Annotated in this window: 15 protein-coding genes and 4 pseudogenes; 11 read left to right on the top strand and 8 right to left on the bottom strand. The window is 67.2% G+C overall.

What is annotated here, in order from left to right:
• The 7 genes and pseudogenes from ASE28_RS07525 to ASE28_RS07505 all read left to right on the top strand — a co-directional run.
• A pseudogene (locus ASE28_RS07525) lies at positions 1 to 217 on the top strand (electron transfer flavoprotein subunit beta/FixA family protein); the annotation flags it as partial.
• Positions 218 to 237: 20 nt separating this feature from the next.
• Positions 238 to 597 (top strand): annotated as a pseudogene (locus ASE28_RS32875) (electron transfer flavoprotein subunit alpha/FixB family protein); the annotation flags it as partial.
• A gap of 1 nt (position 598) precedes the next feature.
• A pseudogene (locus ASE28_RS32870) lies at positions 599 to 971 on the top strand (electron transfer flavoprotein subunit alpha/FixB family protein); the annotation flags it as partial.
• Position 972: 1 nt separating this feature from the next.
• A pseudogene (locus tag ASE28_RS32865) lies at positions 973 to 1,075 on the top strand (electron transfer flavoprotein subunit alpha/FixB family protein); the annotation flags it as partial.
• A gap of 93 nt (positions 1,076 to 1,168) precedes the next feature.
• Positions 1,169 to 2,959, top strand: a complete 1,791-nt coding sequence (locus ASE28_RS07515; RefSeq protein ID WP_057265907.1) for an acyl-CoA dehydrogenase — start codon at positions 1,169 to 1,171, stop codon at positions 2,957 to 2,959.
• Positions 2,960 to 3,063: 104 nt separating this feature from the next.
• On the top strand, positions 3,064 to 4,017 hold the full coding sequence (locus tag ASE28_RS07510; protein WP_057199722.1) for a nitronate monooxygenase family protein: 954 nt from the start codon (positions 3,064 to 3,066) through the stop codon (positions 4,015 to 4,017).
• A 146-nt stretch (positions 4,018 to 4,163) separates the two neighbouring features.
• The gene (locus ASE28_RS07505) at positions 4,164 to 5,294 is read left to right on the top strand and encodes an ABC transporter substrate-binding protein (protein WP_057265905.1); all 1,131 of its coding nucleotides are present in this window, start codon (positions 4,164 to 4,166) and stop codon (positions 5,292 to 5,294) included.
• Between the two features lie 15 nt (positions 5,295 to 5,309).
• Here ASE28_RS07505 and ASE28_RS07500 read toward each other — a convergent pair whose 3' ends face one another.
• The 3 genes from ASE28_RS07500 to ASE28_RS07490 are packed head-to-tail and all read right to left on the bottom strand — an operon-like array spanning position 5,310 to position 8,286.
• Positions 5,310 to 6,311, bottom strand: a complete 1,002-nt coding sequence (locus ASE28_RS07500) for a cytochrome d ubiquinol oxidase subunit II (protein WP_369818131.1) — start codon at positions 6,309 to 6,311, stop codon at positions 5,310 to 5,312.
• Between the two features lie 17 nt (positions 6,312 to 6,328).
• Complete coding sequence (locus ASE28_RS07495; protein ID WP_057265903.1) at positions 6,329 to 7,690, bottom strand: cytochrome ubiquinol oxidase subunit I; 1,362 nt, start codon at positions 7,688 to 7,690, stop codon at positions 6,329 to 6,331.
• A 2-nt stretch (positions 7,691 to 7,692) separates the two neighbouring features.
• On the bottom strand, positions 7,693 to 8,286 hold the full coding sequence (locus tag ASE28_RS07490; protein ID WP_057199726.1) for a GbsR/MarR family transcriptional regulator: 594 nt from the start codon (positions 8,284 to 8,286) through the stop codon (positions 7,693 to 7,695).
• 174 nt (positions 8,287 to 8,460) lie between these two features.
• Here ASE28_RS07490 and ASE28_RS07485 point away from each other — a divergent pair, with 174 nt between their 5' ends.
• Positions 8,461 to 9,579, top strand: coding sequence for an acyltransferase (locus ASE28_RS07485; protein WP_057265900.1), 1,119 nt, complete (start codon positions 8,461 to 8,463; stop codon positions 9,577 to 9,579).
• A 31-nt stretch (positions 9,580 to 9,610) separates the two neighbouring features.
• Here the strand turns inward: ASE28_RS07485 and ASE28_RS07480 are convergent, their stop codons facing one another.
• The 5 genes from ASE28_RS07480 to mdlC all read right to left on the bottom strand — a co-directional run bounded on the left by ASE28_RS07480 (position 9,611) and on the right by mdlC (position 13,949).
• Positions 9,611 to 10,171: a DUF6886 family protein gene (locus ASE28_RS07480; protein WP_235516068.1), complete on the bottom strand. Its 561-nt coding sequence runs from the start codon at positions 10,169 to 10,171 to the stop codon at positions 9,611 to 9,613.
• A gap of 10 nt (positions 10,172 to 10,181) precedes the next feature.
• Positions 10,182 to 10,589: a hypothetical protein gene (locus ASE28_RS07475; RefSeq protein WP_057265898.1), complete on the bottom strand. Its 408-nt coding sequence runs from the start codon at positions 10,587 to 10,589 to the stop codon at positions 10,182 to 10,184.
• 84 nt (positions 10,590 to 10,673) lie between these two features.
• Positions 10,674 to 11,087 carry a nucleoside diphosphate kinase regulator gene (gene rnk, locus ASE28_RS07470; protein ID WP_057199729.1) on the bottom strand — a complete coding sequence of 138 codons (414 nt, stop codon included), beginning with the start codon at positions 11,085 to 11,087 and terminating at the stop codon, positions 10,674 to 10,676.
• Positions 11,088 to 11,229: 142 nt separating this feature from the next.
• Positions 11,230 to 12,243: a tripartite tricarboxylate transporter substrate binding protein gene (locus ASE28_RS07465; RefSeq protein WP_057266132.1), complete on the bottom strand. Its 1,014-nt coding sequence runs from the start codon at positions 12,241 to 12,243 to the stop codon at positions 11,230 to 11,232.
• Positions 12,244 to 12,320: 77 nt separating this feature from the next.
• Entirely contained in the window at positions 12,321 to 13,949 is a 1,629-nt protein-coding gene (mdlC, locus tag ASE28_RS07460; protein WP_057265896.1) for a benzoylformate decarboxylase, read from the bottom strand.
• Between the two features lie 89 nt (positions 13,950 to 14,038).
• On the opposite strand from mdlC, the gene ASE28_RS07455 reads away from it, so the two are divergent.
• From ASE28_RS07455 to ASE28_RS07445, 3 genes are all read left to right on the top strand, one after another.
• Positions 14,039 to 14,938, top strand: a complete 900-nt coding sequence (locus ASE28_RS07455; RefSeq protein ID WP_057265894.1) for a LysR family transcriptional regulator — start codon at positions 14,039 to 14,041, stop codon at positions 14,936 to 14,938.
• A gap of 47 nt (positions 14,939 to 14,985) precedes the next feature.
• Positions 14,986 to 15,870: a methylglyoxal synthase gene (locus tag ASE28_RS07450; protein ID WP_235516067.1), complete on the top strand. Its 885-nt coding sequence runs from the start codon at positions 14,986 to 14,988 to the stop codon at positions 15,868 to 15,870.
• Positions 15,871 to 16,054: 184 nt separating this feature from the next.
• Complete coding sequence (locus tag ASE28_RS07445; protein ID WP_057266130.1) at positions 16,055 to 17,167, top strand: PA0069 family radical SAM protein; 1,113 nt, start codon at positions 16,055 to 16,057, stop codon at positions 17,165 to 17,167.
• Positions 17,168 to 17,223 lie beyond the last annotated feature (56 nt).

Below are 17,223 nucleotides of genomic sequence, written 5' to 3'. Positions count from 1 at the left end.
GCGCCTGAACGAGCCCCGCTACGTCACCTTGCCCAACATCATGAAGGCCAAGAAGAAGCAGCTGGATATTGTCAAGCCCGAAGACCTCGGTGTGGATGTGACTCCCCGCCTCAAGACCCTGAAGGTCACGGAACCTGCCAAGCGCGGTGCCGGCGTCAAGGTGGCCGACGTGGCCGCCCTTGTCGACAAGCTCAAGAACGAAGCCAAAGTCATCTGAACAATAAGGAGAACAAGCAAATGACCGTACTCGTTATTGCCGAACACGACAACGCCGCCATCAAGGGCGCCACCCTGAACACCGTGACCGCCGCCATTGCCTGCGGCGGTGACGTCCATGTGCTGATCGCCGGCCACAATGCCGGATCTGCAGCCCAATCCGCCGCACAAATCGCGGGTGTGGCCAAGGTCATCCATGCCGATGCCCCCGGCCTGGAACACGGCCTGGCCGAGAACGTGGCTGCCCAGGTGCTGGCCATTGCTGCCAACTACAGCCACATCCTGTTCCCCGCCACCGCCAGCGGCAAGAACGTGGCCCCCCGCGTGGCCGCCAAGCTCGATGTCGCGCAGATCAGCGACATCACCAAGGTCATCTCCCCCNCGTGCAGAGCAGCGACGCCACCAAGGTCATCACCGTGCGCACCACGGGCTTTGACCCGGCAGCAGCATCCGGTGGCAGTGCCGCCACCGAAACCTCCGCCGCCACGGCGGATACGGGCAAGAGCACCTTCGTGGGCAGCGAGATCGCCAAGAGCGACCGCCCCGAGCTGACCGCCGCCAAGATCATCGTCTCCGGTGGCCGGGCTTTGGGCAGCAAGGAAAAGTTCGACGAAGTGATGACCCCGCTGGCCGACAAGCTGGGTGCCGCCCTCGGAGCCAGCCGCGCTGCGGTGGATGCGGGCTATGCACCGAACGACTGGCAAGTGGGCCAGACGGGCAAGATCGTGGCGCCGCAGCTGTACATCGCTGCGGGTNGGCGATCAACAAGGATGCGGAGGCGCCGATCTTCAGTGTGGCGGACTATGGGCTGGAGGCGGACTTGTTTACCGCTGTGCCGGAGCTGGTCAAGGCCTTGTAAACACGTGTTCTGAGGCTGCGTTCCCTGTGGCCCAGGCACTGAAAGGCATCGTTCGCGGTGCCTTTTTTTTGAGAATTTTTCCCGGAGACATCCATGAGCTACACCGCCCCCGTCAAGGACATGCTGTTCGATATCGAGCACCTGGCCAACATTGAACAGATCGCACAGATTCCCGGCTTCGAAGACGCGGGCCTCGACACCGCCCAGGCCGTGCTCGAAGAGTGCGCCAAGTTCAACGAGGGCGTGCTGGCTCCGCTGAACTTCGAGGGTGACAAGAACCCGTCGAGCTGGAAGGACGGCGTGGTCACCACCACCCCCGGCTTCAAGGACGCCTTTCGCCAGTATGGCGAGGGCGGCTGGCAGGGCCTGCAGCACCCGGCCGACTTTGGTGGCCAGGGCCTGCCCAAGACCATCGGCGCCGCCTGCATCGAGATGTGCAACAGCGCCAACATGAGCTTCGCGCTGTGCCCGCTGCTGACCGACGGCGCCATCGAGGCGCTGCTCACGGCCGGCAGCGATGAGCTCAAGGCCACCTACCTTGAAAAGCTGGTGACCGGCGAGTGGACCGGCACCATGAACCTCACCGAGCCCCAGGCCGGCTCCGACCTGGCCCTGGTGCGCACGCGTGCCGAACCCCAGCCGGACGGCGGCTACAAGGTCTTCGGCACCAAGATCTTCATCACCTATGGCGAGCACGACATGGCCGCCAACATCGTGCACTTGGTGCTGGCCCGTGTGCAGGGCGCGCCCGAGGGCGTCAAGGGCATCAGCCTGTTCGTTTGCCCCAAGTTCCTGGTCAACGCCGACGGCAGCCTGGGCGCGCGCAACGACGCGCACTGCGTGAGCATCGAGCACAAGCTCGGCATCAAGGCCAGCCCCACGGCCGTGCTGCAGTTCGGCGACCATGGCGGTGCCGTAGGCTACCTCGTGGGCCAGGAGAACCGCGGCCTCGAATACATGTTCATCATGATGAACGCCGCACGCTACGCCGTGGGCGTGCAGGGCATCGCGATTGCCGAGCGTGCCTACCAGAAGGCCGTGGGCTATGCGAAAGACCGTGTGCAAAGCCGCCCCGTGGACGGCTCCATTGCCGCCAGCGCGCCCATCATCCACCACCCCGATGTGCGCCGCATGCTCATGACCATGCGCGCCTACACCGAGGGCTGCCGCGCCATGGCCACCGTGGCTGCCGCTGCCTACGACGCCGCGCACCACCACCCCGATGCCGATGCGCGCAAGCAGAATGCCGCGTTCTACGAATTCATGGTGCCGCTGGTCAAGGGTTACAGCACCGAGATGAGCCTGGAAGTCACCAGCCTCGGGGTGCAGGTGCATGGCGGCATGGGCTTCATCGAGGAAACGGGCGCCGCCCAGTACTACCGCGACGCCAAGATCCTCACCATCTACGAAGGCACCACCGCCATCCAGGCCAATGACCTCGTGGGCCGCAAGACCGCGCGCGACGGCGGCCAGACCGCCAAGGGCATTGCCGCACAGATCGAGAAGACCGAAGCCGAACTGCTGGCCAACGGCACCCCTGCCGCCAAGGCCGTGGCGCGCCGCCTCACGGCCGCACGCCAGGCCTTCCTTGACGTGGTGGACTTCGTTGCCGGCGGCACCAAGACCTCGCCCAACGCCGTGTTCGCCGGCAGCGTGCCCTACCTCATGCTGGCGGGCAACCTGGTGGCCGGCTGGCAACTGGCGCGCAGCCTGCTGGTGGCGCAGGCGCTGTTGCACAAGGGACAGGACAGCGCCTTCATGCAGGCAAAAATCACCACGGCGCAGTTCTACGCCGAGCACATCCTGGTCAAGGCGCCGGGCCTGCGCGACAGCATCGTCGAAGGCGCCGACAGCGTGACGGAGCTGGCGCTCGATTCCTTCTGAGCGCACGGGGGAGACAAGCAGGGCCGGCGCGCTGTGCGCGTGGGTCCTGCGCCCCTCAAGAATCTGATCCATTCATCCATCCTTCAACCTGGAACGAACCCGCCATGTCCAAGCTGCCCCCCGCATTGCAGAACCTCTCGCTGCCCGTCATCGGCTCGCCGCTGTTCATCATCAGCAACCCCAAGCTCGTGATCGAGCAGTGCAAGGCCGGCGTGGTGGGTTCCATGCCGTCGCTCAACGCGCGCCCCGCCGAGCTGCTCGACGAATGGCTGGCCGAGATCACCGAGACGCTGGCGGCCTACAACAAGGCCAACCCCGACAGGCCGGCCGCGCCCTTCGCCATCAACCAGATCGTGCACAAGAGCAATGACCGGCTGGAGCACGACATGCAGGTCTGCGCCAAGTACAAGGTGCCGATCATCATCACCAGCCTGGGCGCGCGCGAGGACGTGAACCAGGCGGTGCATGCCTGGGGCGGCATCGTGCTGCACGACATCATCAACAACAAGTTCGCGCACAAGGCCATCGAGAAGGGCGCCGACGGCCTGATCGCCGTGGCCGCCGGTGCCGGCGGCCATGCGGGCGTGAAGAGCCCGTTCGCCCTGATTCAGGAAATCCGCCAGTGGTTCGACGGCCCCATCGCGCTCAGCGGCGCCATCGCCAGCGGCGATGCGGTGCTGGCCGCACAGGCCATGGGCGCCGACTTCGGCTACATCGGCTCGGCCTTCATCGCCACGCACGAAGCGCGCGCCAGCGACGAATACAAGCAGGCCATCGTGGCCGGCACGTCCGACGACATCGTCTACAGCAACCTCTTCACCGGCGTGCACGGCAACTACCTGGCGCCCTCGATCCGCGCCGCCGGCATGGACCCGGACAACCTGCCCGAATCCGACCCGAGCAAGATGAACTTCGGCGGCGACGCCAAGAAGGCCTGGAAGGACATCTGGGGCTGCGGCCAGGGCATCGGCGCCATCGACGCCGTGACCAGCACCGCCGAGCTCGTGGCTCGCCTGCGCAGCGAATACCAGGCCGCCCGCGCTCGCCTTGCACTCTGAACCGTGGCTGGCTTCCCCGCGGGCTGCGGTGGAAGGGCTAACCCCTAGGGCATGGGTCGCGGGCCTGCAGATAATGATGATCAATAACCAAATGGACCGCAGGGCAGTGGGCCTGGTCGATCATCATTGGCAAGCTGGGGGACGACATGCTTCGGATACTTGTGTTGCTGGCCGCGCTGGGCGCGGCCGGGCTGTGCCATGCCCGCAATGAGGGCGTGACGCCGGACGAGATACGGCTCGGTGCCTCGGCCGTGCTCTCGGGCCCGCTCGGCCCCCAGACCGCGCAGTATGGCGAGGGTTCGCGGCTGCTGTTCGACGCCGTCAATGCCCAGGGCGGCGTGCACGGCCGCATGATCCGCTACACCACGCTCGACGATGCCTTCGACGCGCAAAAGGCGGTGGAGAACACGCGCAAGCTGCTCGAGACCGACAAGGTCTTCATGGTCTACAACAGCACCGGCACCGCGCAGACGGCCGCCATCCTGCCGCTGATCCAGGAGCACCGCACCCTGCTGTTCGGCCCCGTCACCGGCGCCTCGGTGTTCCGCGAGAGCTTCAACCCCCATGTGTTCCATGTGCGTGCAGGCTATGCCAGCGAGGCGCAGAAGATCGTCTCGCAACTGCGCCAGCAGGGCATGGACCGGGTGGCCGTGTTCTACCAGGACGACGGACTGGGCAAGACCTTGCTGGCCGAACTCAAGAAGGCCTCCGCGCAGGAAAAGCTCCCCTTCGTGGCCGAGATCAAGGTCGATCCCAAGCAGCCCGATTTTGCCGCCGCCGGCCAGGCCACTGAAAAGGCCCAGCCGCAGGCCGTGATCGTGGCCACGGCGGGCACCACCTTCACCCACTACATCAAGGGCGTGCAAGCCACCTCGGCGCGGCCCACGTACTACGGCTTTTCGGTTGCCAGCATGGACGTGATCCAGCGCGAGCTCAAGGAGAAGGCGCGCGGCATCATCCTCGCGCAGATCATGCCCTCGCTGCGCAGCACCACCGTGCCGGTGGTCGCCGAGTACCTGGCGCTGCTGCGCGCCAAGTCGCCGGGCGCGCAACCCTCGGCCTCGCAATTTGAGGGCTTCGTGCATGCGCGCCTGCTGGTCGAGGGCTTGCGCCGCGCCGGGCGCAACCTGAGCACCGAATCCTTCACCCGCGCCATGGAAGAGGCCGGCGAAATCTCGTTCGGGCGCTTCAACGTGAAATATTCGCCCAAGAACCACAACGGCTCGACCTATGTGGAGCTGGCTATCGTGGATGCCGAGGGCAGCCTCAGGTATTGAGGCGTGAACCGGCGCTCACAGCCCGTACGTCAGCTCCCGCGCCTTGCCCCAGAACACCCGGTACATGAAGACCGTGTAGACGATGATCACCGGCAGCGTGATCGCCACACCGATCCCGATCACCACCAGCGACTCAGTGGCGCTGGCCGCCTCCCACACCGTGAGGCGGTCGATCACGATGAACGGGTAGATGCTGTAGGCCAGCCCAAAGAAGGCCAGCACGAACACCACCACCGTGGCCACGAACACGATCCAGCCGTAGCCGGCCTGCACCACGCGCGGCGTGTGCAGCACATGGCGGATGGCGAAGAACGCGCCCACGCAGGCCAGCGGTATGGGCAGCAGCGCAAACAGCTCGGGCAGCACGAACCATTTGGCAAACACCGTGTGGCTCACCAGCGGCGTGGCCAGCGAGATGCCGGCCAGCGCCGCGCCCATGGGCCACAGCACCTTGCGGCCCCAGGCCAGGGCCTTGTGCTGCAGGTCACCCTCGGTCTTCATGATGAGCCAGCCCACGCCCAGCATGGCGTAGGCCGCCGGCAGCGTGAGCGCGATGCCCGCCGAGAACAGCAGGCCCCAGGTGTCGTTCTGCAAGCCGGTGATGTAGGCGCCCAGCATCCAGCCCTGGGCCAGCGTGGTGACCAGCGAGCCGGCTGCGAACAGGCGGTTCCAGGTGGCCTTGTGCGAGTCGCGCGCCTTCACGCGGAAGTCGAAGGCCACGCCGCGCAGGATCAGCCCCACCAGCATCACCGCCACCGGCAGGTACAGGGCCGACAGCACCATGCCGTGGGCCTTGGGAAAGCAGATCAGCAGCACGCCCACGCCCAGCACCAGCCAGGTCTCGTTGGCGTCCCAGAAGGGGCCGATGCTGGCGACCATCACGTCCTTTTCGGCATCGGAGGCAAAGGGCAGCAGAATGCCCACGCCCAGGTCGTAGCCGTCCAGCACCACGTAGGCCAGCAGTGCCAGCCCCATGACGGCCATGAAGATCAGCGGAAGGGCCGTGGCCCAGGTCATGTCCATGGTGTTGCTCCTCAGATGGCTTGCGGTGCTGGGGGCGCCACGGCCGCGGTGGGCATGGTCGAGTGCTCGGCCATGTACTTGATCACGCCGATGTAGGCCACCAGCAGCAGCACATACACAGTGAGGTAGGCCACCAGCGTGCCGGCCACCATCCCGGGCGGGTGCTGGGCCACGGCGTCCGCCGTGCGGAACAGGCCATAGACCAGAAAGGGCTGGCGGCCGATCTCCGTCACGTACCAGCCGGCCAGCGTGGCCACCCAGCCCGAGAACGTCATGCCCACCAGGGTACCCAGCAGCAGGCGGGGCAGGGTGCTCAGGTCCTGCCCGCGGCGGCGCCACAGCATGAACGCGCCCCACCAGGCCACGGCCAGCATCAGCATGCCCATGCCCACCATCACGCGAAAGCCCCAGAACACCGGCGCCACGGGCGGGTGCGCACCTGGAAAATCGTTGAGCCCCTTGAGCTCGGCATCGATGTCGTGCGCCAGGATCAGGCTGGCGGCCTTGGGGATCTGGATGGCGTAGTCCGTGCGGCCTTCCTTCTCGTTGGGCAGGCCGAACAGCGTGAGCGCAGCGCCCTTCTCGGTGTGCCAGATGCCTTCGATGGCGGCGATCTTGGCGGGCTGGTGTTCCAGCGTGTTCAGACCATGCAGGTCGCCCATGAAGATTTGCAGCGGGATCACGATGGCCACCGCCGTGATGGCCGTGCGCAGTGCCTTGCGTGTGCCATCGGTGGCCGTGCCCTTGAGCAGTTGCCAGGCACTCACCCCCGCGATCAGGAAGCCCGCCGTGAGGGCCGACGCCAGCAGCTTGTGGCCCAGCCGGTAGGGGAAGGAGGGGTTGAACACGATGGCCAGCCAGTCCACCGCATGGAACTTGCCATCGATGGTCTCGTAGCCCGCAGGTGTCTGCATCCATGAGTTCAGGCTCAGGATCCAGAAGGCCGAGAGCGTGGTGCCAAAGGCCACCATCAGCGTGGCCGCCAGGTGCACTCGGTCGGACACGCGGCCCCGGCCGAACAGCATGATGCCCAGGAACGACGCCTCCAGAAAGAAGGCCGTGAGCACCTCATAACCCAGCAGCGGCCCGGCGATATTGCCCACCTGCTCCATGAAGCCCGGCCAGTTGGTGCCGAACTGAAAACTCATGGTGATGCCCGAGACCACGCCCAGCGCAAAGCTCAGCGCGAACACCTTGGTCCAGAAGTAGTAGGCCTGCTCCCAGCCCAGCGCGGCGGGCGTGCCGCGCGTGGCCCCGTGGCGTAGCCGAAAGAACACCAGGAACCAGCACAGCGCGATGGTGATGGTGGGAAACAGGATGTGAAAGCTGATGTTCGCCGCGAACTGGATGCGCGACAGGGTGAAAGCGTCCATGGTCAAACCCCCTTGTCCTTGCCCGTGCTGCCGCCCTTGCCGGTCAGGCGGTCCTTGAATTCGAGCACCCGGGTGACGGCCGTGCCCATGCCCATCAACTGCATCGCCGTCTCGGGCGCCAGCCGCTGCACATCGTCGAACCAGGTCATCAGCCTGTCAATCAGCTCGTGCATCTCGCGCATGCGCTGCTGGGCATGGCGCTCCTCCTCGGAGCCGGGTTCTTCGAGCAGCGCCATGCGCAGCATGGACAGCGTGGGTTCGATCTCGCGGCGGCGGCGTTCCTCGGCCAGCACACGGAAGATCTCCCACACATCCTTGGGTGCCTCGAAGTATTCACGCCGGTCGCCCGGCTGGTGGCTCAGCTTCACCAGGCGCCAGGCCTGCAGCTCCTTGAGCCCCATGCTGACGTTGGAGCGCGAGAACTCCAGCGTTTCGGCGATCTCGTCCGCATTGAGCGGGCGCGGCGACAGGAAGATCAGGGCATACATCTGCCCCACGGTGCGGTTGATGCCCCAGCGGCTGCCCATTTCACCGAAGTGGGCCACGAACTGGCGGTTCAGAGGAGGGAGGTGTTTGACATAGGTCATGGGCCACATTGTGCTCCTTATTTATTGAATTTTCAGTAATTACTGAAAATTCGGGAAACGCTTGTGCCGGGCAATCGCCTGAAGAATGCAGACGCGACAGCACCAGTTTCTGTAACAAGCGACAATAGGGGGTTTACCCGCATTGGCGGGAGTGTCAACCGCCGCCGCCTTATTCGTTTACCCATGCCTTCCGCCACCTCCCGCACCCCCCTGATCGACATGGTCAAGGGGTTGGCGTGCGCCGCCATCGTCTGCCACCACCTGGCCTTCTACGGCCCGATGTCCGACATCGCCGCGCCGCTGGCGCCGTGGCTGATGGCCTGGCTGTACGACTATGGGCGCATGGCGGTGCAGGTGTTCCTGGTGCTGGGGGGCTACCTGGCGGCCGCCAGCCTGGCCCCGCAGGGCGTGGCCCGCTTCGACAGCGCCGGGGCGGTGATCACCAAGCGCTTCGTGCGGCTCGTGGTGCCTTATGCGGTGGCACTGCTGCTGGCGGTGCTGGTGTCGGCGCTGGTGCGGTCGTGGATGGACCACCACTCCGTGCCCGACGAGCCCACGCTCGCGCAATTGCTGGCCAATGCGCTCCTGCTGCAGGACATCGTGGGCGAGGATGCCCTCTCGGCCGGCGTCTGGTACGTGGCCATCGACTTCCAGCTGTTCGTGCTCAGCGTGCTCGTCTGGGCCGCCGTTCGGGCGTTGCCTGGTGGCTGGGCGCGCCGCAACGGACCCGTGATCGGCAAAAGCCTGCTGGTGGCGCTCACGGCCACCTCGCTGTGGGTGTTCAATCTTGACAGTTCGCTCGACATGTGGGGCTGGTACTTCTTCGGCTCGTACGGGCTGGGCATGATGGCCTACTGGGCCGTGAAGTCCCCGCGCGCCACGGGCTGGCTGGCGCTCATGGTGCTGCTGGGCGGCACCGCCCTGGCCATGGAACACCGCGGCCGCATCGCCCTGGCGCTGGTGGCTTCCGTGCTGCTGGTGGCGGCCTTGCGCTCGGCGCGGCTGCGCCAGTGGCAGGGCGTGGCGCCGCTGGTCCGGCTGGGCCAGATGTCGTACTCGGTCTTCCTCGTGCACTTCGCCGTGTGCTTGCTGGTCAACGCGGTCGTGGGCCACCTGTTCCCCGAGTCTCCCGTGGTCAACGCACTGGGCATGGCGCTGGCCTTCACCCTGTCGCTGATGGCCGGGCGCGAACTCTACCAGCGGGTGGAGCGCCATGTGCCCACCTGGTCGATGGCATTGCGCTGGCAGGCCGGGCTGGTCGGGGCGGGCATGCTGGTCGCTGTCAGCAGCCACTGGGCATAGCCAGCGGCGCTGCACATGGGCCGCCGGCTCGTCAGGCCCAGCCTGCGGCGTTGCGCAACCGGATCCCGCTGGCATGCAGCGTGCTCTGCCACACAGTTTTCAGGGGCGCCAGTGAATCCACGACACGCAACTCGGTCTGGCTATCGCACAACGCGCCCGGCAGATCCACCACCATTTCCCGTGCCACCGGGTGCACCGCCTGGCGGCTCACGAACATGCCGACGTCCTCCAGGCTTTCGAACGAGCAGGCCGGCAACTCATAGCGGTAGGTGTGCCCTGTGCCCACGCGTTCTGCCCAGGCCGTCTCGATGAATGCGACAGCCCGGGTGCCGGGCTGCATGCTGCCCAGCCATTGATCCCGATCGGCCGGGCTGGATGCCTGGCACGGCCAGACCACGATGCGCGGGCACTCGCGCGGGAAGAGGTACAGCCGCTGGTGGTCCTGCGCAATGGCCCAGACCAGCGGCCCGTTGAGCCATTCCTGGCCAGGGCGGCGTGCCGATGGCGTGCGAACCGGGCGCGGCTCGAAAAGCCTGATGCCGGGGTTTTCGCTGAAGTGGAACAGGCGCAGCACGCCGTGCGGTGGCTGCACGGTGGGGCCGTCAGACAGGTGGCAGTCCCTCACGCCGCTTGCGCTGCTTGTCCAGGAACCAGGCCATAAAGGGCAGCAGCAGCATCGAGCCGGGAATCACCCAGATGAACAGGTAGGGGCTGACCGACGAGGCCGAGCGCATCACATCGCGCAACTGGTCGCGCTCCTCGGCGGTCCAGTTGCCCTGGCGACGCTGCTTCATCAGCCAGGCCACCGATCCCTTCATGGTGGCCATCTCGCGCTTCAAGCGGCTCTTCTCGCGGATGTTGCCCGCCAGGAAGGAGCAGAACCATTCGGGGGCCCGCTCCATGCGCTGCTGGAAGGCGGTGGTGGAGTCTGGGTCGAACTCAGGGGGCGCGGCCGCCAGCGCCGTTGCCGGGGCGTTGGGCTCGTCGGGCAGGTGCGGGGGCGCTGTCATGGGCCCCGATTGTCGCAGCAGGGCATGACAACGCAACACCTGTTGCAATTTGCAGCGGATGTGCAACTGTGCCTGGCAGAGGCATCAGCGGTGCAGCTCGCCCGCAGCCTCGGGTTGGTACAGGATCGCCTTCACCCGCACCGTCATCGGCTTGCCGCCGGGGCCCGGCCACACCAGTGCATCGCCCACCGCCAGGCCCAGCAGGGCGCTGCCCACGGGCGCGAAGATCGACAGGCGGTCCGCGCTGCCGTCCATGTCGCGCGGGTAGACCAGCGTCAGGCAGAACTCCTTGCCCGTCTCCTCGATGGCGAACTGCACCGTGGAGTTCATCGTCACCACATGCGGCGGGATGTCCTCGGGCGCCACCACGTCGGCGCGGTCGATCTCGGCCTGCAGATCGGCCTTGCCGGGGAAGACGCTGGCCGGAATGGCGGCCAGCAGGGCTTCGATGCGGTCGACGTCCAGGGACGACAGGATGATCTGGGGCTTGCGCGCCATGGGGTACCTCGCAGGGTGTGGTTGCAAAGGGCGGGACTATAGGCCGGCAGGCCCGGTTTGCCTGCAATCTCGCACTGCACCGTGCGGGCATTGGCAGGGTCGGTGCGTGGCCGCGCCACCACCGCACCACCACCGCGCAAGATCAGTCTCCGGTGATGTTGCGCGCCTTGATCAGGGCACCAAAGCGCTTGCTGTCGCTCATGGCTCGGTCGTGGAACTCCTTGGGCGCCATGGGCGCGGGCTCGCCGCCCAGCGCGGCAATGCGCTCCTGCACGGGGGCCGTGGCCAGGATCTTGTTGATCTCGCGGTTGAGTTTCGTCACCACCTCGGCGGGCGTGCCCGCAGGCGCATAGAAGCCGAACAGGGTGTCGGCGTCAAAGCCCTTCAACCCCACCTCGTCCAGCGTGGGCACATCGGGGAACAGGGGCGAGCGCTTGGCGCTGCCCACGGCCAGCAGGCGCAGCTTGTTGGCCTTCACGTGCTGCAGGCCGATGCCCGGGTCGAACATGAAATCCACCTGCCCGCCCAGCAGGTCCTGCATGGCAGGCGCCGCGCCCCGGTACGGCACATGCACGGCGAACACGTTGGCCTGGCTCTTGAGCATTTCGGCCGCCAGATGGGGCGAACTGCCGTTGCCCGGCGTGCCGAAGCTCACCTTGCCCGGGTTGGCCTTGAGGTAGGCCAGGAACTCCTGGATGGTGTTCACCGGCAGCGTGGGCCGCACCTCCAGGAACACCAGCACGCGCGCCGCGGCGGCCACGGGCACCAGGTCCTTCACCGGGTCGAACGGCATCTTGGGGTAGATGTGCGGGTTCACCGAGACCATGCCGCCCGAGCTCATGAGCAGCGTATAGCCGTCGGCCTGCGACTTGGCCACCGCCTCGCCGCCGATGTTGCCGCCCGCGCCGCCCCGGTTTTCCACCACCACGGGCTGGCCCAGTGCCGCCTGCAGCGGCACCGTCACGGCGCGCGCGATCTGGTCGGCCGCCCCGCCCGCCGGGAAGTTCACCACCACCTTGATGGGCTTGGCGGGATAGGCCTGGGCCCGTGCGCCCGCGGGCAGCAGGGCGGCGCCTGCAAGCGCCGCCAGGGCGAGGGCGCCAGCCAGGCGGCGGCGAAGAAGAATGGGATGCTGGGATGCGTTCTTGTGCGTCATGGTCATGTCTCCGAAAACGGGGGTGCCCGGTCATCCGGGTCTGTTGGGTTGGCTTGCTGCGATGAGAGGGGGCTTGTTCAGGCCACATCCACCTCCACCAGCATGGCCCGGGGGTGCGCCAGCGCATCGCGCAGCACCTGGTGCAGCTGCGCTGCGTCGCTCACCTGCACGGCATCGCAGCCCTGGCCGCGCGCCAGCGCCAGAAAGTCGAGGTCCGGCAGCTCCGTGCCTTCGAGCTTGTCGTCCGGCCCGAAGCCGAAGGTCGGCGCAAACTCCTGCAGCGCCGCATAGCGCCGGTTCTTCAGGATGATGAAGGTGATGGGCAGGCGCAGCTGCGCGGCGCTCCACAGCGCCTGGATGGAGTACATCGCCGAGCCATCACCCAGCAGGCCGATGACCTTGCTGCCCGGCTTGGCCAGCGCCACGCCCACGGCGGCTGGCATGGCATAGCCCAGGCCGCCGCTGCACATGGTGTAGAAGGTTTCGCTGTGCAGTATGGGCAGGTAGGCATGCATGGCGGCACGCGAGCTGGGCGCCTCTTCCACCACGATGGACAGTGCGTCGCGCACCTCCGCCAGGGTCTGCATCACGTAGGGAACGCTCATCAGCGCCGAGGGCTCGGCGCGCGGGCGCGCTGCCCGCAGCGGTGGCGCGGTGCGCGAGGACAGTGTGGGTGGAGCAGGGCGTGCCAGCAGGTCCTGCACGCCCAGGCGCACGCCGCCCACGGCCGAGGTGCCCTCGGGCGTCCAGGCCGCCGTGCCGGGGTCTTCGATCAGCTGCACCAACTGCGCACCAGGCGGCACGTGCGGGCCGTGGCCCTCCACGTGGTAGGTGAAGGCGGCGGCACCGAGTGCGAACACCAGGTCGTGCCCACCCAGCAGCGCCACGATCTTCTCGCGCATGGCCGGCAGCACGCCGGCAAACAGCCGGTGGTCCTGCGGAAAGCCGCAGCGCCCCGACATGGGGGCGATCCACACGGCCGCGTTGTGCCGCTCGGCCAGCGCCAGCACATCGTCCCAGGCGCCATCGCGGTCCACCGCCGCGCCGACGACGAACACCGGGCGCTCTGCTGCGTCGAGCGCGTCGCCAATGGCGCCCAGCACGCGCGGCTCGGGCCGGGTCTCGGTGCTCACGGTGCGTGCCGCCAGCGGCTCGCAGGGCTTGTCCCAGTCGTCCGCGGGGATGGACACCAGCACCGGCCCGCGCGGCTGCTGCATGGCGATGTAGTAGGCGCGGGCAATGGCCAGCGGCACGTCCTCGGCGCGCGCGGGCTCGATGCTCCACTTCACGTAGGGCTTGGGCAGCTCCGTGGCCTGGCCCGAGAACAGAAAGGGGTCGAACGGCAGTATGGAGCGCGCCTGCTGCCCGGCCGTGATCACCATCGGCGTGCGGTTCTTGTGCGCCGTGAAGATATTGCCCATGGCATGGCCCACGCCCGCCGCCGAGTGCAGGTTCACGAAGGCCGCGTTGTGCGTGGCCTGGGCATAGCCGTCGGCCATGCCCACCACCACCGCCTCCTGCAGGCCCAGGATGTAGCGAAAGTCCTTTGGGAAGTCGAGGAACAGCGGCAGCTCGGTCGAACCCGGGTTGCCGAAGATGGTGTTGATCTGAAAGCCGCGCAGCAGGTCGAGCACCACCTCGCGCACGGTAGGGCGCAGGTCGGTGGCGGCGGTGCCGACAGGGCGGGAGTCAAGGGCCTGGAGCATGGGCGTGGGAATGCAGGTGGAAAGGTCTGATCTTCGGCCCCCGCCGCACATCCATCAATACAATGAAGTGACTAAGCAGTATTCGCCCAATGCATATCAAGGACATCGACCTCAACCTGCTGCGCCTGTTCGATGCGGTCTACCGCACGCGCAGCGTGAGCCGCGCGGCCGAGCTCATGGACCTGACGCAGCCCGCAGCCAGCCAGGCGCTCACCCGGCTGCGCCTGCTGATCAAAGACCCGCTCTTCGTGCGCGCCGGCGGTGGCGTGCAGCCCACCCCCAAGGCCGACCGCCTGGCCGACGCCGTGCGCAGCGCCCTGGGCACGCTGGAGCAGGCGCTCAACGAATCCGCGCTGTTCGACCCCCTGCAGTCGCGCAAGGTGTTCCGCATCCACATGAGCGACATCGGCGAGGGCCGCTTTTTGCCAGACCTCATGCTCGCACTGCGCCAGCAGGCGCCCGGCGTGCGGCTCGAAACCCTGCCCGTGCCGCGCGAGCAGATCGCGCCCCTGCTCGACAGCGGTCGCATCGACTTCGCCTTCGGCTTTTTGCCCGCCGTGAAGGACACGCAGCGCGTGCAGTTGCTGGGTGACCGCTACATCGTGCTGCTGCGCGAAGGCCACCCCTTTGCACGGCGCCGGCGCAGCGGCGCGGCCCTGCTCGACGACCTGCGCCAGCTCGAATTCGTGGCCGTGCGCTCGCACTCAGACACGCTGCGCATCCTGGCCCTGCTGCAGCTCGAAGACCGGCTGCGCCTGACCACCGAGCACTTCATGGTGCTGCCCTCCATCGTGCGCGGCACGGATCTCGCCGTGGTCATGCCGCGCAACATCGCGCGCGGCTTTGCGGCAGCGGGCGGCTACACCGTCATCGAGCCCGCGCTGCCGCTGCGCGACTTCACCGTGTCGCTGCACTGGAGCAAACGCTTCGAGGCCGACCCGGGCAACCAGTGGCTGCGCGGGGTGATCGAGGGGCTGTTCAAGGAGTAGTGCCGCCAAGGCGGGCGTTAGACTGGCATGCGAATTCGGAGTACATGGTGACGACAACACTTCCCCCACGAACCTTCGGCCTGGCCGCACACCGCCTGCACCGCTCGACCGCCGACGGCGGCCTGGCCCAATGGGCCGCCGCGTCGCGGCCGGCCCTGGCCGAACTCCAGCTCGGCATCGCCGCCGTCGGCGGCTGCGCCGACGCCATCGAGCAACATGCCCTGGCCAACCACTTTCCGCACCTCGTGCGCCTGCCCTACGGGCGCGAGGGCGGGGTGATGCGCGTGGTATCGCGCATTGCCGGGGGCGTGCACCCCGAACAGGAACTGGCCGGTGCCATCTACCTGCTGGACCCGCTCGACCCTTCGTCCCTGTACCCCGAGGCGCAGGCCCTCAAGCGCCAGTGCATCTCGCACGGCAAGCCGCTGCTGCTCACGGTGGCCGCTGCCATCGAATGGGTGGCCGTGGAGGCGGCGCTGCAGGCCGGGGTCTCGCTGCGCGAGCGCCCGCCGGCGATGGTGTCCTCCATCGACAAGCAATCCGTCGCGCTGATCGCCCACGACGCCTTGAAGTCCGCCATGGTGGACTTCGCCTTTCGCCATTTCGACCTGCTCTCGCAGACGCAGGAGCGCTTTGCCACCGGCACCACGGGCGGCAGGCTCAACGAGATGGCCTGGTCGCGCGGCTGGCCGCGCGACCTGCCGTGGGTGCAGCCCCTGCGCAGCGGCCCGCTGGGGGGTGACGCGCAGATCGCCGAGCTGGTGCTGGACCAGCGCTGCGACAAGGTGCTCTTCTTCGAGGACGTGCATGTAGCGCGCCAGCATGAGGCGGACATCCAGCTGCTCGAGCGCGCCGTCTGTACCAAGAGCTTTGAGGCCGCCTGCTACCACACGCCCGCCATGGCCGATGCATGGGCAACGGCCTGGGCGTAGAAAAGAAAGGGAAGGGGTTCGGTGCCTGCGGCGCGGGGTTTGTAAGCGGCAAGACACGCCAGCGGCAATCGGGTAGGATAACTGTGTAAAAACACAGTATTCGGCAGCGCTTCCTTGAAGCCGACCCGGTTCCCCCTCCATGCCCGCCCCGCCCCGACCACCCGACGACAACGCCCCCCAGGTGATGCAGGAGGTGCGCATCCCCCTGCAGGCGGTGCGCGGCCGGGGCGCGGCCACGGCCCTGGCGCACCGCTTCGTGCGCGACACGCGCGAGGTGGTGGACGATGGCTGGGAGGTGTATGTGGAAGAGGGCGACGAACAACCCGCGCCACTCACCACCCAGGTGCATCTGGAGACAGCCAAGAGCGCCATCTGCGCCAACGACTCGCCGGACATTTTCTTCGAGCTCTCGGTCAACCCCTACCGGGGCTGTGAGCATGGCTGCGTCTACTGCTACGCGCGGCCCACGCACAGCTACCTCAATATGTCGCCGGGGCTTGATTTCGAAACGCAGATCATCGCCAAGCACAACATTGCCGCACTGCTGCGCGATGAGCTGGGCCGGGCCAGCCATGTGCCGCGCCTCATCAACATCGGCTCGGCCACCGACTGCTACCAGCCCGTGGAGCGCGAGCTGAAACTCACGCGCAGCCTGATCGAGGTGATGCGCGACATGCGCCACCCGTTCTCGCTGATCACCAAGTCCGCCGGGGTGGAGCGCGACCTCGACCTGCTCGCCCCGCTGGCCGCGCAGCGCCTGACGGCCGTGTACGTCACCATCACCACGCTCGACGCCGCCCTGGCGCGCCGCATGGAGCCGCGCGCCGCAGCACCCCACCGGCGCCTGCGCACCATCCGCACGCTGGCCGAGGCGGGCATCCCCGTGGGGGTGAGCGTGGCGCCGCAGATCCCCTTCATCACCGAAGACATGGAGCAGGTGCTGCAGGCCGCGCACGAGGCCGGGGCCACCAGCGCCTTCTACACCGTGCTGCGCCTGCCGTGGGAGCTGGACCCCCTGTTCCGAGAGTGGCTGGAGCTGCACTACCCGCAGCGCGCGGCGCGGGTGATGGCCCGGGTGCAGGACCTGCATGCGCTGGACCCGGCCCAGCGCGCTGCGGGCAAGGTCTACGCCAGTGACTTTGCTACGCGGATGAAGGGCACGGGCTTGTGGGCCGATATGTTGCGACAGCGTTTTGCGGCCACTTGCCGCAAGTTGGGGCTTAACCGGGCGCGGACGGAGTTGGATTTGACGCAGTACCGGGCCGGGTTTGCGAAGAATCAGGGGTGTCTGTTTTGAGCATTTTGTTTTGTTGGTGAAGGGTTTTTGTTGGTGGTTGCTGCATGCCTTGATGA

Origin of the sequence: Acidovorax sp. Root219, from assembly GCF_001428665.1 — a bacterium.
GTDB lineage: Bacteria > Pseudomonadota > Gammaproteobacteria > Burkholderiales > Burkholderiaceae_C > Acidovorax.
Note: the sequence above shows the minus strand (reverse complement) of the source record. Positions and strands in the feature narration are given on the sequence as shown.

What these genes read in the sequence shown, in the direction of transcription:
- ASE28_RS07485 (WP_057265900.1), top strand. Translation starts at nt 8,461, where the DNA reads ATGCCTTCCGCCACCTCCCGCACCCCCCTGATCGACATGGTCAAGGGG.
- ASE28_RS07505 (WP_057265905.1), top strand. Translation starts at nt 4,164, where the DNA reads ATGCTTCGGATACTTGTGTTGCTGGCCGCGCTGGGCGCGGCCGGGCTG.
- ASE28_RS07465 (WP_057266132.1), bottom strand. Translation starts at nt 12,243, where the DNA reads ATGACGCACAAGAACGCATCCCAGCATCCCATTCTTCTTCGCCGCCGC.
- ASE28_RS07500 (WP_369818131.1), bottom strand. Translation starts at nt 6,311, where the DNA reads ATGACCTGGGCCACGGCCCTTCCGCTGATCTTCATGGCCGTCATGGGG.
- ASE28_RS07495 (WP_057265903.1), bottom strand. Translation starts at nt 7,690, where the DNA reads ATGGACGCTTTCACCCTGTCGCGCATCCAGTTCGCGGCGAACATCAGC.
- mdlC (WP_057265896.1), bottom strand. Translation starts at nt 13,949, where the DNA reads ATGCTCCAGGCCCTTGACTCCCGCCCTGTCGGCACCGCCGCCACCGAC.
- ASE28_RS07515 (WP_057265907.1), top strand. Translation starts at nt 1,169, where the DNA reads ATGAGCTACACCGCCCCCGTCAAGGACATGCTGTTCGATATCGAGCAC.
- ASE28_RS07490 (WP_057199726.1), bottom strand. Translation starts at nt 8,286, where the DNA reads ATGTGGCCCATGACCTATGTCAAACACCTCCCTCCTCTGAACCGCCAG.
- ASE28_RS07455 (WP_057265894.1), top strand. Translation starts at nt 14,039, where the DNA reads ATGCATATCAAGGACATCGACCTCAACCTGCTGCGCCTGTTCGATGCG.
- rnk (WP_057199729.1), bottom strand. Translation starts at nt 11,087, where the DNA reads ATGGCGCGCAAGCCCCAGATCATCCTGTCGTCCCTGGACGTCGACCGC.
- ASE28_RS07475 (WP_057265898.1), bottom strand. Translation starts at nt 10,589, where the DNA reads ATGACAGCGCCCCCGCACCTGCCCGACGAGCCCAACGCCCCGGCAACG.
- ASE28_RS07445 (WP_057266130.1), top strand. Translation starts at nt 16,055, where the DNA reads ATGCAGGAGGTGCGCATCCCCCTGCAGGCGGTGCGCGGCCGGGGCGCG.
- ASE28_RS07510 (WP_057199722.1), top strand. Translation starts at nt 3,064, where the DNA reads ATGTCCAAGCTGCCCCCCGCATTGCAGAACCTCTCGCTGCCCGTCATC.